Annotated in this window: 13 protein-coding genes; 8 read left to right on the top strand and 5 right to left on the bottom strand. The window is 45.9% G+C overall.

The features are described from left to right. From VL525_RS06340 to VL525_RS06315, 6 genes are all read left to right on the top strand, one after another. Window positions 1-949 (top strand): lyase family protein (locus VL525_RS06340; protein ID WP_325384518.1); only part of this gene is annotated, 949 nt, incomplete at its 5' end. Between the two features lie 46 nt (window positions 950-995). Next, window positions 996-1,202 (top strand): hypothetical protein, encoded by a 207-nt coding sequence (locus tag VL525_RS06335; protein WP_325384516.1) that lies wholly within the window; start codon window positions 996-998, stop codon window positions 1,200-1,202. Further along, the gene (locus VL525_RS06330) at window positions 1,199-1,645 is read left to right on the top strand and encodes a PIN domain-containing protein (RefSeq protein ID WP_325384514.1); all 447 of its coding nucleotides are present in this window, start codon (window positions 1,199-1,201) and stop codon (window positions 1,643-1,645) included. Before VL525_RS06335 ends, VL525_RS06330 begins: the two co-directional genes overlap by 4 nt. Before the next feature lie 2 nt (window positions 1,646-1,647). After that, a complete protein-coding gene (locus VL525_RS06325; RefSeq protein ID WP_325384512.1) occupies window positions 1,648-1,842 on the top strand; it encodes a YwbE family protein in 195 nt (64 codons plus the stop codon). Between the two features lie 128 nt (window positions 1,843-1,970). Then, on the top strand, window positions 1,971-2,654 hold the full coding sequence (locus VL525_RS06320; protein WP_325384510.1) for a DUF1345 domain-containing protein: 684 nt from the start codon (window positions 1,971-1,973) through the stop codon (window positions 2,652-2,654). 102 nt (window positions 2,655-2,756) lie between these two features. Beyond that, on the top strand, window positions 2,757-4,073 hold the full coding sequence (locus VL525_RS06315) for a sialidase family protein (protein ID WP_325384508.1): 1,317 nt from the start codon (window positions 2,757-2,759) through the stop codon (window positions 4,071-4,073). 312 nt (window positions 4,074-4,385) lie between these two features. Here the strand turns inward: VL525_RS06315 and VL525_RS06310 are convergent, their stop codons facing one another. Together VL525_RS06310 and VL525_RS06305 are read right to left on the bottom strand one after the other, a co-directional pair. Beyond that, window positions 4,386-5,660, bottom strand: a complete 1,275-nt coding sequence (locus VL525_RS06310; RefSeq protein WP_325384506.1) for an MFS transporter — start codon at window positions 5,658-5,660, stop codon at window positions 4,386-4,388. 17 nt (window positions 5,661-5,677) lie between these two features. Continuing rightward, window positions 5,678-6,244: a DapH/DapD/GlmU-related protein gene (locus VL525_RS06305; RefSeq protein ID WP_325384504.1), complete on the bottom strand. Its 567-nt coding sequence runs from the start codon at window positions 6,242-6,244 to the stop codon at window positions 5,678-5,680. A gap of 740 nt (window positions 6,245-6,984) precedes the next feature. Here VL525_RS06305 and VL525_RS06300 point away from each other — a divergent pair. Then, a complete protein-coding gene (locus tag VL525_RS06300) occupies window positions 6,985-8,271 on the top strand; it encodes a DUF2851 family protein (protein WP_325384502.1) in 1,287 nt (428 codons plus the stop codon). A 1-nt stretch (window position 8,272) separates the two neighbouring features. Further along, the gene (locus VL525_RS06295; RefSeq protein WP_147032074.1) at window positions 8,273-8,497 is read left to right on the top strand and encodes a PspC domain-containing protein; all 225 of its coding nucleotides are present in this window, start codon (window positions 8,273-8,275) and stop codon (window positions 8,495-8,497) included. A 35-nt stretch (window positions 8,498-8,532) separates the two neighbouring features. Here the strand turns inward: VL525_RS06295 and VL525_RS06290 are convergent, their stop codons facing one another. From VL525_RS06290 to VL525_RS06280, 3 genes are all read right to left on the bottom strand, one after another. Further along, window positions 8,533-8,835, bottom strand: coding sequence for a GIY-YIG nuclease family protein (locus tag VL525_RS06290; RefSeq protein WP_325384499.1), 303 nt, complete (start codon window positions 8,833-8,835; stop codon window positions 8,533-8,535). A 216-nt stretch (window positions 8,836-9,051) separates the two neighbouring features. Continuing rightward, window positions 9,052-11,031, bottom strand: a complete 1,980-nt coding sequence (locus VL525_RS06285; protein ID WP_325384497.1) for a glycoside hydrolase family 97 protein — start codon at window positions 11,029-11,031, stop codon at window positions 9,052-9,054. 346 nt (window positions 11,032-11,377) lie between these two features. Further along, the gene (locus tag VL525_RS06280; protein WP_325384495.1) at window positions 11,378-13,831 is read right to left on the bottom strand and encodes an ABC transporter permease; all 2,454 of its coding nucleotides are present in this window, start codon (window positions 13,829-13,831) and stop codon (window positions 11,378-11,380) included.

Genomic DNA, 13,831 nt, shown 5'->3' with positions numbered 1-13,831 from the left:
TGTTGGAGAGACTGAAAAGCTATTCCGTTTGCTAATTGAGCTTAGCGAAAAATATAAAGACGTATTGTTGCCCGGCTACACCCATTTGCAGGTTGCCATGCCCTCGTCATTCGGTTTATGGTTTGGAGCTTATGCGGAAAGCCTTGCAGATGATTTGGAACTCGTATTGGCAGCTTATAAAATCACCAATAAGAACCCGCTGGGTTCTGCCGCTGGTTATGGCTCATCGTTCCCACTGAATAGAACACTTACTACAAGTCTACTGGGTTTTGACAGCTTAAATTATAATGTGGTTTATGCCCAAATGGGCCGTGGAAAAACCGAAAGGATAATCGCACAGGCTTTATCATCGATTGCTGCAACACTTGCTAAAATGGCCATGGACCAGGCGATGTATTTGAGCCAGAACTTTGCTTTTGTAAGCTATCCCGATACGCTCACAACCGGCAGCAGTATTATGCCCCACAAAAAGAACCCGGACGTTTGGGAAATTATGCGCGGCAAATGCAACCGCCTGCAGGCCCTGCCGAATGACGTGGCCATGATGACCACCAATTTACCTTCGGGCTATCACCGCGAATTGCAGTTGCTGAAGGAATTGTTGTTTCCTGCCTTTGGTGAGCTTAAGCATTGTCTTAACATGGCTGCCTTTATGTTGCAGCATATTGAGGTTAAGGCTGATATACTAAACGACCCTAAATATGCGTACCTGTTCAGCGTGGATGAAGTGAATAAACTGGTGCTGGAGGGCATGCCGTTCCGCGATGCTTATAAAAAAGTGGGGGCGGACATCGAACAAGGCAATTTCAACCCGGATAAAAAAGCGAACCATACCCACGAAGGCAGCATCGGCAATTTGAACAATGCTGAAATAGCTGCGGCGATGGGTAAGGTGCTGCAAAGTTTCGACTTTGAGAAGGTGAAAACAGCAGTGGAAAGATTAGTTTAATTAATCACATTTAGCTTAATAGTTATACATTTATTATATTTGTATTATGCAGGTTAAAAATATTGACAACAACAAACTTACGATAACCATATCTTCTGCGGTTGACAGTTTTGGCTTGCAACGCCTTATCGATTATGCCAATTATCTTGAAGTAACCTCCAAATCAAGAGCAAAGCAATCAGATATTGACGAGCTTGCTGATGAGGTAAATGCTGACTGGTGGGAAAAGAACAAATCACGTTTTATTAAGTGAAAATATTAGTTGACGCTAATATTGTTTTCAGCGGCATCCTAAATTCAAACGGAAAGATTGGGGATTTGCTCGTCAATTCTTCTAAATACTACACTTTCATTGCGCCTGATTTCTTAAGGCATGAGATAAGAAATAAATATCAGCGATTGCAAAAGATTTCGGGGATGAGTACAGAACAAATCACAGAAGCTGAATATCAAATTTGCAAGCAAATTACTTTCATTTCGGAAGAGCAAATCACTGAAAAATATTGGGTAGAGGCCCTAAGGTTAGTTCAGGATGTCGACCCTAAAGACATTCATTATATAGCTTACGCAAAACAATTTAAGTGTAAGCTTTGGTCGGGAGACAAAAAACTTGTGCAAGGGTTACAACGTAAGGGCTTCACGAATTTTTTAACTACGGATGAACTATTCACGCTAAGGCAAAGGAAAAAAAAGTAATCATGAACGGTCAAAACCGAAACGACATATACCCCGGCCTTGAGGTTGACATCATTCTGAAAAAAGATCAGCGAAGCGGCAGGCGGACAAGGGGAATTGTGAAAGATCTGCTAACCAGTTCAGCTTTCCATTCGCGCGGCATAAAAGTAAGGCTGGAAGACGGGCAGGTTGGCCGGGTGATAGAGACTTTTGAGTAGAAGTCCTGAAGTCGGAAAGTCCGCATACCTGCCGGCAGGCAGGCGGGAGTCCGAAAGTTTGTAAAAAGTATTAAATTGCGTGATCGTCTTTCGGACTTTCCGACTTGCGGTCTTTCCGACAAAAAAAAATGCCTAAAACAATCAAATCAAACCGCGCTTTAATCTTCAGGCTGGATGCTAAATATCGCTTACTGATAGCTTTGTTATTCGGTGTCGTCGCTTATTTTGCTTTCGGGCATGTCGCCTCGCCGCCCGCACAGGTTCTTACGATCTGGATAGTTGTTGCATTAACCATCATTATACTCGACTGGCTCATCATTTTATGGGCGCACCCAATGGAGATACATAAAATAGCCAAATTGGAGGATTCAAGCCGCACGCTTATTTTTTTGTTTGTGATCTTGGCATCCATCGTTAGCCTGGGCGCTATTTTATGGTTACTGATGACCACCAAAAAGCATTCCACGGCTGATGTTTCCGAACATATCCTGCTTACGCTGGCATCGGTCTCGGTATCGTGGTGGCTGGTACATACTGTGTTTGCGATGCGGTACGCACGGCTTTACTATACACCAGACGCAGATGACGGCAAACCAGGCGGATTACAGTTCCCCGAAGAGCCTGAGCCCGATTACCTGGATTTTGTTTATTTCTCGTTCGTTATCGGCATGACCTTCCAGGTGTCGGATGTTGAAATATCCTCGCGCCCCATTCGCCGCCTTGCCTGGCTGCATGGCATTATCGCCTTCGTATTTAATACGGCCATTGTAGCGCTTAGTATCAACATCATATCTGGCTTAATATCAGGCTAAAACAAAAATATCTCCTATATCGTTCGGCTTAATTCCTGCGCGATTTTTACAACTTAAACTGTAAGGCAATCGTATAAAGCACTTTCAGTGAACAATTTGAAAATGAAGAAGCTTTTTTTCGCGGTATCGGCTATTATCCTGCTGGCTTTGGGCTGCAAAAAGGACAACCCAAAAGGCGCCATTGACATCGACCTGTCGAAAGGGCTGCATGTACAGGTAACCGGCGGTAATTTCCAGCGCGATACGGTGGGCAATTTGTTGAAGGATTCGATAGTTGTTAAAGTAACCGATAACGGCTCTCCGGTTGAAGGATATATCGTTCAATTCAAAAGATCGGGCTGCGAGGATATTGTTGTAACCGAAGCAACCACAACAGCAGCCGGCCGTGCGTCGTTTGCGTGGTACCTGAGCGGTGAAACGGGCGACCAGTCGGCCAACATCGTATTGATGGATGCTAACCGTAATAAAAAAGATTCGACCTCGGCCGGAGCGACCGGCGTGGCTGCTCAAAAAGGCTGGCATAAAGGCGGCTGCGTGCAAAACTTCCCTATCAACAATGTAAAAGCACTTGCATCGGGCAGAATTTTGGCCTCGCAAAACGAGACTGGTTATGTTTATTATTCTGATGACAACGCTGTAAGCTGGCATCCCCTTAAATCGTTTTCGAAAAACTACTTTGTAAGCAAGATCGTCACATCAGGAAGTGATACTTACCTGGCCACACAAAACGACGGCGTGTTCTACTCGTCCGATAACGGCCAAACCTGGGCCAATATAAGCGGCGGTATTTTAAGCGTACTCAATTTTTCAGACCTGGCTTATACCCGCGGCGGGCACCTGGTGTATACCAACAGTTATGGTGTATTTGTGTCGGATGACAAAGGCCAGAACTGGAACGAAGAAGATTACGGTTTGCCGATGGGTGCATGCACCTACCCCTGCGAAAATGGGAATGGCGACCTGTTTATCATTGGGTCTGACGCAACAGTATATAAATTAGCCCTGCATACCAGCACATGGGATAATATCGGCTCGATGGGCAATTATCTTTTATCCAGTGTCGAATCGCTTTATATCGACGATAAGGACCACATGTTCATCGGCAGTCCGCATAACAGTATAGGCGGAACGGGTTATGTTCAGCAGTCAAATGACGGCGGCAGTTCCTGGACCCAGGTATTCAGTCAAAATCAATTTGGGTCGGTTTATCCCAATATAACCGACATCAGCCAGGTGAACGGTCAATATTATTTTTCATTTGCAGGCCTGGGGATATTCCAGACAGCAAACTTTAGTAATTTCAGCAACATCACCGAAAAGGCCTGGGATACCGGCTTGCTGACTTATACCGTTTCGCCAAAAACTTCAACATTTGTGCTGGGTAGCCCAGGGTTTGGAGTGTTTTATAAGGTTCCTTAATTGATTCGCTGTTTTGCCTCACCCCGGCCCTCTCCAAAGGAGAGGGAGTTTGGGCTGGGTTTTAATATTCTATTTTGGAGTTTCTTGGTATCTGATATCACCAAACGTTCCTATGGAACGTAGAACCACTTTTCTATAATCCTACCGACGAGACGTCCCTACGGGACGAGGATTGAAGATATATTCGTCGCGTAGGGAGGCCTGGTCGGTAGAAAAAATGGACATTTAAAGACACGTTCCATAGGAACGATTGGTGAATTTCGATTCTTGTTGGTAAACCTAAATTAAAGAGAAGGAGATTCCAATTACTTCCTAATCTTCTATTTTCGAATGCTTCCGGGTATCCGGCATAACGAAGTAGGCCACCATAGACAAAGCAATACAACCACTTACGTACCAGTAAAACCATTGCGCGTGATGGTGCTGTTTGAATGATAAGGCCAACGCTTCGGCTGTGCCGCCAAATACCGATACCGCTATGGCGTAAGGAAGACCAACACCCAGGGCCCGCACGCCTACCGGAAACAGTTCGGCTTTTACCACCGCATTAATGGAAGTGTACGCGCTGGTTATCAGCAGCGCACACATTATCAATAGAAATGCCGGTAACACGTCGTGCGTTTTTCCAAGGGCTGTCATGATAGGAACTGTAGCCAGCGTTCCCAAAATACCAAAACTTATGAGCAATGGCTTACGTCCTATACGATCGGACAAGGCGCCGAATGCAGGCTGCAGAAGCATGAATACGACCAGCGTCAGGGTTGATATCATTGTCGCATCGGCATTGTTGAAATCGGCGGTGTTCACCAGGAATTTTTGCATGTAGGTAGTGAACGTATAGAACGCCACTGTGCCGCCAACCGTTAAGCCGATAACGGTAAATACAGCTTTGGGATGTTTCGCCAATGCTTTTAACGTTCCCCGGTCTTTCTCCGTGTTTTTTGTAAATGACTCCGGCTCGTGCAGGCTTCGCCGCAGGTACATTACCGTAATGGCCAATATCGCCCCGATAACGAAAGGGATGCGCCAGCCCCAGGCATGTAGTTCCTGTTCGGTTAAAAATACTTTTTGCAGCAGCACCAACACGCCTGCGGCGGTTAGCTGCCCCATAATTAGTGTTACGTACTGGAAGCTCGAATAAAATCCGCGGTGCTTTTTGGTCGCCATTTCGCTCAGGTAGGTGGCACTTGTGCCATACTCCCCTCCTACGCTTAAGCCCTGTATAATTCGCGCCAGCAAAAGCAATACGGGCGCCGCAATGCCTATCTGTTTATAACCGGGTGCGACGGCGATGATGAGCGAGCCAGCGCTCATCAGCAATACCGAGTAGGTAAGCGCCGTTTTACGGCCTTTGCGGTCGGCGAAGGTGCCCATTAACCAGCCGCCTATCGGTCGCATCAGGAAACCGATGGCGAATATGCCGGCAGTATTCAGCAATTGTGCTGTCTGATCAGCCTTAGGGAAGAATGAACCGGCAAAATACAAGGACAGAAAGGAGTAGATGTACCAGTCGTACCATTCCACCAGGTTACCCAGCGAGCCGCCGATAATGGATTTGATGCGATCGAGGGTGGTGAGTTGGGACAAAATTTAATTTTCTATTTTTAAATACTTTTTACAGCTTTTGCAGGCACTCCCGCTACGATTGTGTTTGCAGCAACATCTTTTGTTACAACAGCTCCTGCTGCGACGATAGCATTTTCTCCAACTGTAACACCGGGCAATATGGTTGCAGCCGCGCCAACCCAGGCGTTGCGCTTGATCACAATAGGACGGCAAACCAATGACTTTCTATTTTCCGGTTCCATTGGATGGTTTTCGGTGATGAGGTTGACTTTTGGCCCAATAAGGACATTATCTTCCAGGGTGATTCCGCCCATATCCAGGAACGTACAGGCATGGTTTATAAATACACCTTTGCCTATTTTAATAAATCTGCCGAAATTGGTATAGAATGGAGCAAAAACAGTGGTCGACTCGTCTATTTCCGCACCAATCACAACGCTTAATCGGTTACGGACCTGGGCGACGTTGTTTGAAGAAGCATTAAGTTCGGCAATTAAACTTATCGTCCTGGAAACCACTTCCTGTACTTTGTGGTATTGCAAATCATCAAGGCTTACCGGGTTACCACCCCTTAACCGTTCGAAAATATCTTTATTAATACTCATGGTTCGCCTAAGTTATCCATTTAAGTTAAATCTTTGAGTTGGGGCGTGACGGGTGAAAGATAAAAATTAAATGTGGTTTAGGGGCGTTTGGAACGCGCTTCGCATCTCCTGCGGTGGACTCACCCCGACGACGCTGCGCTGGTCGACCCTCTCTTTGCTACGCAAAAAGAGGGTGGTTTTAAATTTTAAAAAAACGTCTTTATATACTGATAAGCGGATAAGGATGAGTTGGATTTTTGTTTTCAAAGCCCTCTTTGCGCCAAGGGCGGAGAGAGGGCCGACGAGCGGCTTAGCGATGTCGGGGTGAGTCCATTGCCGACCGTAGCGCTAAGTAGTGTACCGAAAATAAAACACCTTCTCTCAAGTTGTTGCCAAAACCCAATACACAAAGCCATTAAACCCGGCGAAAAAGCTCCCCAAACCGGCCTAAAGTTGATTTTTGTTGACCGAAATAGAATATTGGCGATTTTATAGTGTACTTGTTAGCGTAAACCGCTTTAAACCATTCGTGCCTAACTAACTGTATATGAACACATAATAAGCCATGTTCACACAAACATAAAAAATTGCCCGATTTTAACCCTTAGTGTAAAATACAATATGCTTATTATCACCACATCCAACAGCCACAATGCGTGGCAAACGCCTGCGCGTGAACACTTGGTGTACCCGTTTTTATGATCAGCAATTTGTGGCCCTATACCGCAGGCAGTTTTCAATAATTTGCCTATTTTAGTTCGATGTTTTTCACCGAAGACTTTATCCATTATATCTGGAAATTTCGCCTGTTCGACCGCGATAACCTACAAACCACGGGTGGCGAAAGCATTGAAGTTTTTTCTGCGGGGTTACCTAATACCGATTCGGGTCCGGATTTTCATAATGCGCGATTGCGTATTGGCGATACTACTTGGGCGGGCAACGTGGAACTGCATATCAACTCGAGCGACTGGCATAAGCACAAACATACCAACGACAACGCCTATAAAAATGTGATCCTGCATGTGGTGTACCGGGATGACGAGCCGATCACTTTACCTGACGGCCGCCGGCTGGCGACTTTGGAACTGAAGGACCGGATTTCGCCTGATCTGTACAACCGTTATCACAATCTCGTGTTCGGCAACCAGCAATTTATACCCTGCGAGGGTACCGTCAGGCATGTGGATGATATCACCCTGCGCAACTGGCTGACAAGGGTTTTGGTAGAGCGCCTGGAGAAACGTTCGACGGCTGTCATGGCTTCGCTGGAAAAAAACAGAGGAGATTGGGAAGAAACTTTTTACCAATTTTTAGCGGCGCAGTTTGGCTTTAAAACCAATGCCCTCCCTTTCGAACTGATGGCAAAATCGTTACCACAGCTCACATTGGCCAAGCATAAGAATAACCCATTGCAGATTGAGGCGCTAATATTCGGCCAAGCCGGGTTCCTGGAGGAAGAATTTAAAGATGATTATCCCAAAATACTGAAAGAGGAATACGCTTTCCTGCGAAAGAAATATAACCTCGGGCCTATCGAAAAGCACCTGTGGAAATTTATGCGGATGCGCCCGCAGAATTTCCCGACCATCCGGCTGGCGCAGTTTGCGGCGTTGATCGTCAAATCCAATCATTTGTTTTCCAAAATGATCGAGATAAAGGATGTCGCTTATCTGCGTAAGCTGTTCACCGACCTGGGAGTTAATCCTTATTGGGAAACGCACTACCGTTTTGATGCAGAATCGAAGCCGTCGTCAAAAAGTTTGGGCGAATCTTCCATAGATATTCTCTTATTAAATACATTTGTGCTATTTTTATTCAGTTACGGCAAACGCAACCAGCAGGAGTATTTTATTAACCGCAGCCTGAAATTGTTGGAAAAATTACCCGCTGAGGAAAATAATATTGTAACAAATTTCGGTTTGCTGGGTATAAAGGTTAATACCGCGTTTGATTCGCAGGCTTTGCTGGAGCTGAAAAACAATTACTGCAGTTATAAGAAATGCCTGCAATGCGGCGTTGGAAATAAGATACTAAAAATGGTTTGACATGTTGCAACGGATAATTACATTTTTTGAAAGGTACTCTTTTGGTGTTTGCACCTACCTGGGCGAACGCTTTAATATCTCTATCTCTAAAATAAGGTTGTTTTTTATCTACTCTTCCTTTTTGGCTGTCGGTTTCCCGCTGATATTTTACTTCTTCGCGGGTATTGTGCTTGATTTTCGCAAGTATATTAAACGGAAGCATACCAGGGTTACGGATCTGTTTTGAACCCACTTCTTGTCATTCTGAGCGCAGCGAAGAATCTATTGAATATTATTGATCGGAGGCGGCCATTCCATCAAATCACCATTTAAAAAGCGCCAGTTAGGATTTTCTTCCGCGACCAATTTGTTTTTCTTTTCGCGCGTCCAGCCCTTTATTTCTTTTTCCCGATCTATAGCATGGTCTATATATTGATGCCGCTCATACCAAACGAGATAAAAACATTTGTATTTCTTTGTAAAAGCCTTCTTATGATCAGTTCCAAAGTAATGTTCTGATAAGCGACGTTCTAAATCATTTGTTACACCCACATATAATACGGTTTGCTTAAAATTAGTCAGCATGTAGGTGTAGAAATTATATTGACGCATTTAACTCCGTTAAGGGATAAAATTATGCTCAATTTAGGAATTGTCAATAGATTCTTCGCTGCGCTCAGAATGACAATTAATATAAAAATTGCTCTTCTGAACAAAGTGAAGCATATATTTGAAATTCAATTCTGTGCTCCGGATCAATTCACAATAAATTCTTCGCTACGCTCAGAATGACAAAAAATATTACTTCGCTTTATACACCCGCATCACCTGCCCGCCCCCCGCAACAAGTTTTGTATCGATAACACTTTGATTAGTTACCTGCCTGATCACTTTAACCAAATGATCCGGGGTTGTACCGGCGTCAGGGGCATCGCTGTAAATTTCGGCGATATAATTTCCTGCGGGAAGGAAGGACAACGATGTTTTGATATCATGGGCTGTATTATTACTGATGGTGCCGATGTACCATTCATCTCCTTTGCGGCGGGCGACGGTGACATAATCACTTACTTTGGCGTTCAGCACTTTGGTTTCGTCCCACGTTAGGGGCACTTGCTGCAAAAACTCAAAGCCCTGCTGACCGATGTAGGCATCGGGATAATCGCATACCATGCCCTGCTCGTTTTCCAGTACCACATACATACCCAGCATGTGGCAGCGCGTACCCAGCACCATCGGGGCGGTGTAATGCTGTTTAAAAGTTTTCAGGTTTGCTGCGCGAAATCCACCCAAATGATAATCGGTCGACCCGGCAAGTAAACGGGTAAAGGCGATATTCACATCGGCATCCGGGGTTACAATGGTGTTCCATTTATCATTTTCATAGTTCAGGGTGCCCTCGCGGGTAAATTCATTGGGATAAGTACGGGCGGTGCCGGTAGGTTTATACGCCCCATGAAACTGGATATGCAGGTGGTGCTGTGCAGCTTTTTCTAATATCTCCGTCTGCATGTTTACCATTTCCTGGTCGTCGCGGTCCATAAAATCACACATCAGGCCTTTTATGCCCCATTTTTCGTATTGAGCGAAGGTTTCGTCGAGTTTGGGGTACAATGCATAAAAATGCACCCAAACCCGTATGCCCACACCTATTTTCTTAGCCGAATCACACAACTGCTGCATATCCAAACCCGGTACGGCTTTGGACGGGTCGGCATGCGGACCGGGCTGAAAACCTTCGCCGTCATTTACATACCATTCATGCAATCCGTATTCTACAACGGTATGATAGCCCAACCCATATTTAGCGCAGAAGTTGGTATAGTACATATTAAAATCATAGTTATTCCCCGGCGCCCAGGAAGTATCCGGCGACACATTGCCGTTCCACCAGGGGAAGGTAGTTTTGCCGGGTTTTATCCAGCCCAGGTCTTTTATGCGGCAAGGCTCGCTCAGGTTGGTCAGGATATTCGATTCGATGAACGCCCCTGCCCTGTCACTTATCATCATTACCCGCCACGGACTGTTGTGCGGCAATGTGGCTATTACCTTCAGTTCCTTTTGATGCGGCAATGGCGAGAGCGCACTTTGCACAACGCCATTATGTTTTATAAGGTACATACCCGCATAATCCAGCAGGTTAGCTTCGGTAATAGCCATGTAAACACCATTGGCATATTCAAACAAAGCCGGCATATCCATCAGCGTATCCGGCTTGATCTTGCTCACGGGCAGGCGGTCGTACAGGCCCTCGTGCGAAGTGGTGTAGTTTTCCCTGAAAAGTGTGAGCGCGATTGGGTCGCCCGTAAAATTAAATTGATCGGTCTCATCGGTTATCTCTACTTTATCCCAGCCCGCTTTTGCAGGCATCACATAGCGGAAAGCCGCACCGTCGTTAAAAATCCTTATCTCGATATTTAGTTGCCGCTTAAGTCCGCCGGCTTCTGTCAGGGGAATCATGACGTCGTTGCTCAGGCTGTGCACATGGCTCGAACGACCAATGATAAGATCGTAAGTTTCTTCCATCTTTTGGAACACCGGTTTGCCAAGTGTTACATTTTTGCCAAACTCACCGCCATTTTTGAAGCTGATGCTTAAGCGCGAATTGTCGATCAAAACCTTTCCCTTATAGCTTACGCGATAGACAAGACCATCCTGTCCCGCTTCCAAACGGAATACAATATTCTTATCGGGTGAAGTAACGGATACATTCTTCGCTGCGAACGCTGATGGGGCAGCTATAATGAAAAGGAAAAAAACAATACGGTGGTATATAGTCATAATTTGGTTTGCTGGAAACGATAAATGTAGAAAATTTTCGGCGCGATAACTACCCCGCACCCGGGATAGAAGCGAATACCGGCCCTGTGACTAACGCCCGTGACGTATAAGCGGATAGCCCGAAAAGGTGCCCCCAAATAAAAAAAAGCGTCCCGTATCTCACCCCGGAACGCGATTACCAACTAAACCTCATATCCCACAGATACAAGCTCTTCTATTACTAATAATTACAATGCCAATAATTAACTAATTTATTATCAGCAAATTATAGTTAGAGTCAAATGCCCTATTGCATCAAAAGCGAACATCGCTGTCCGCTTTTGCTCATTTACAGATCAGTTATATATTATTCGGAACGGAGGTTTTTTACGGGATTGGCCACGGCTGTTTTGAAAGCCTCATAACTCAATGTAAACAAAGCAATTGCCAATGACGCTATCCCGGCTGCCACAAATATCCACCACGACAGGTCGATCTTATATGCAAAATCCTGCAGCCAGCGGCTCATGGCATACCAGCCCAGCGGGGCGGCCACTAAAAAGGCGACAAAAACCAGCTTCAGAAAATCAGAAGCAAACAGGGCCATCAGCTGGTTAAGCGATGCCCCTAATACTTTGCGTACGCCAAACTCCTTGATGCGCTGTTCTGCCGAGAACATCACCAGGCCAAGCAAACCAAGGCAGGAAATGAGGATAGCCACCACAGCAAACACGATAGATAATTGCGAAATAATAAGTTCGCTGCTATATAGCTTTTTGTATTCCTCGTCGACAAACTGGTAGGAAAACGGATATTTGGGGTTGATATCCTTATACACTTTAGCCATGCTTGCTATGGCTTCGCGCGTTTTTCCAGGCTGTGTGCGTACGACGATCACGCCAAAGTATTCGCCCTCTTTAATATCCAGCAGGATGGGCTTAATCGGCTCATGCAGCGACTGGGTATGAAAGTCCTTCAGCACACCTATGATATGCCCCTTCTTCGCCCAGGCTTGTACCGATTTGCCGATCGCATCCTTCCAGCCCATTTCTCTAACGGCTTCTTCGTTAACCAAAAAGGCGTCGGTGGAGTCGGTTGGATTCGTCGGGGAGAAATCCCTGCCCGCTGCCATTTGCAGCTTCATGATCTTGACAAAGTCGAACCCTACCGAGGCGGGTTTTACACCGACATTGAAGTTGTTTTGCTTGCCCTCCCACGTTATCTCGTTGTCGTATACCACAAAATTCATGGCCTGTGGCACCTCGGTGGTACGGTCGACCATAGCCACGCCGGGCATTTTCAATGCTTCCTGTTTAAACAGCAGGTATTTGTTCTTTTTTGAAAGCTCGCCTTCGATACGGGTGTATATCATGTTCTCCTTATCATAGCCCAGATGAGCGCTTTGCACATAACTGGTTTGCCGGGTGATAACGATGGTAGCGATCAATAACCATATGGCTAACACGAACTGAAAAATCGTGAGCCCTTTGCGGAACCAGACAGCGCCACGGGTAAAATGCAGCGTGCCCTTTAATATCAATACCGGTTTAAGTGATGAAAGATACAGCGCCGGATAGCTGCCCGCCACCAAACCGGTGATCAATGCCAAACTGATTAGTGATACCCAAAATGACAGGTGGACTAACGGAAAACCAAATTGTTTACCTGTAAAACTATTGAAGGCTGGCAATAACACAACCAGTAATATAATGGACAATATCATGGCCAGGAATGAAAACAGCAGCGATTCGCCAAAAAACTGGCCGACAAGGTTACTCCGGCTGGAGCCGACTACCTTCCGTACACCTACTTCTTTCGCCCGTTTTACAGAGCGGGCAGTGGCCAGGTTCATGAAATTAATGCAGGCAATGATGAGTATAAATACCGCCACTTCGCTGAATATCTGTACATATTCAATACGGCCGCCCGAAGGCTTTCCGTTGACGAAAATGTTGTGCAGGTACCGGTCGCCAAAACGTTGCAGGCCAACGTGGTAGTTTGAGCCTTTTGATATTGCGGGATATATAAAGCCACCGGAAAAAATCAGCCGGTTGCGCAGGGATTGGTTCAGGGCCATTTCTACCTGCTTCGGGTCGGCGCCCTCAGCCAATTGGATATAGGTGTCATAATTATTCGACGACCATTCCAGCATGCTATCCTGCAGCTCCCAGCTGATAACAAAATCAAATTTCAGGGAACTGTTCTCAGGAACATCCTCAAAAACACTGCTGACGATGAAACTGTACTTATTTTCGTACCGGATACTTTTGCCGATGGCATTGGCAGGCGTGCCGAAAAAGACCTCGGCTGTGTGGCGCGATATCGCCATGTTACCCCTGTTGCTGAGTGCAGTAGCTGCATTATTGCCGGCAATAATGGGGAAACTGAACATCTTAAAAAATTCGGAGCCAACCCGGGAGCCATTCATTTTTACGATTTTCCCGCCCACCTCCAAAGTTTCAGGATGCCCCCAGGGAAGGTCGTACCCTGTGGCATAAGCGGCATATCCTGCTATACCCGGTATAGTAGTTTTTGCATCCTCCACCAGGTAACTTCGTTTATAGGGCCTGGTGGTGGTGTCGAACTTCATAGACATGTTATAACTGGCGGAAACCTGGCCCTGGGCGGTAGTTGTTTCATACAAAACATACAGGTTTTTGCCGTTCTGATGGAAGTTATCGGTCCCCCGCTCATCCTGAACCCAAAGGAAAATAAACAGGCAGCAGGTGATACCCATGGCGAGGCCGGCTACATTGATGGCTGCATGAGACTTGTGGCGGATAACATTGCGCCAGGCTATTTTGAGGAAATTTCTGAGCAT

Source organism: Mucilaginibacter sp., assembly GCF_035492695.1.
GTDB lineage: Bacteria > Bacteroidota > Bacteroidia > Sphingobacteriales > Sphingobacteriaceae > Mucilaginibacter.
This window is presented reverse-complemented; position numbering and strand designations above follow the sequence as displayed.

Bases quoted from the DNA above. Each gene is read 5' to 3' on its own strand.
- VL525_RS06300 (WP_325384502.1), top strand. From the start codon at position 6,985: ATGTTTTTCACCGAAGACTTTATCCATTATATCTGGAAATTTCGCCTG.
- VL525_RS06315 (WP_325384508.1), top strand. From the start codon at position 2,757: ATGAAGAAGCTTTTTTTCGCGGTATCGGCTATTATCCTGCTGGCTTTG.
- VL525_RS06325 (WP_325384512.1), top strand. From the start codon at position 1,648: ATGAACGGTCAAAACCGAAACGACATATACCCCGGCCTTGAGGTTGAC.
- VL525_RS06320 (WP_325384510.1), top strand. From the start codon at position 1,971: ATGCCTAAAACAATCAAATCAAACCGCGCTTTAATCTTCAGGCTGGAT.
- VL525_RS06295 (WP_147032074.1), top strand. From the start codon at position 8,273: ATGTTGCAACGGATAATTACATTTTTTGAAAGGTACTCTTTTGGTGTT.
- VL525_RS06285 (WP_325384497.1), bottom strand. From the start codon at position 11,031: ATGACTATATACCACCGTATTGTTTTTTTCCTTTTCATTATAGCTGCC.
- VL525_RS06305 (WP_325384504.1), bottom strand. From the start codon at position 6,244: ATGAGTATTAATAAAGATATTTTCGAACGGTTAAGGGGTGGTAACCCG.
- VL525_RS06290 (WP_325384499.1), bottom strand. From the start codon at position 8,835: ATGCTGACTAATTTTAAGCAAACCGTATTATATGTGGGTGTAACAAAT.
- VL525_RS06280 (WP_325384495.1), bottom strand. From the start codon at position 13,831: ATGCTCAGAAATTTCCTCAAAATAGCCTGGCGCAATGTTATCCGCCAC.
- VL525_RS06335 (WP_325384516.1), top strand. From the start codon at position 996: ATGCAGGTTAAAAATATTGACAACAACAAACTTACGATAACCATATCT.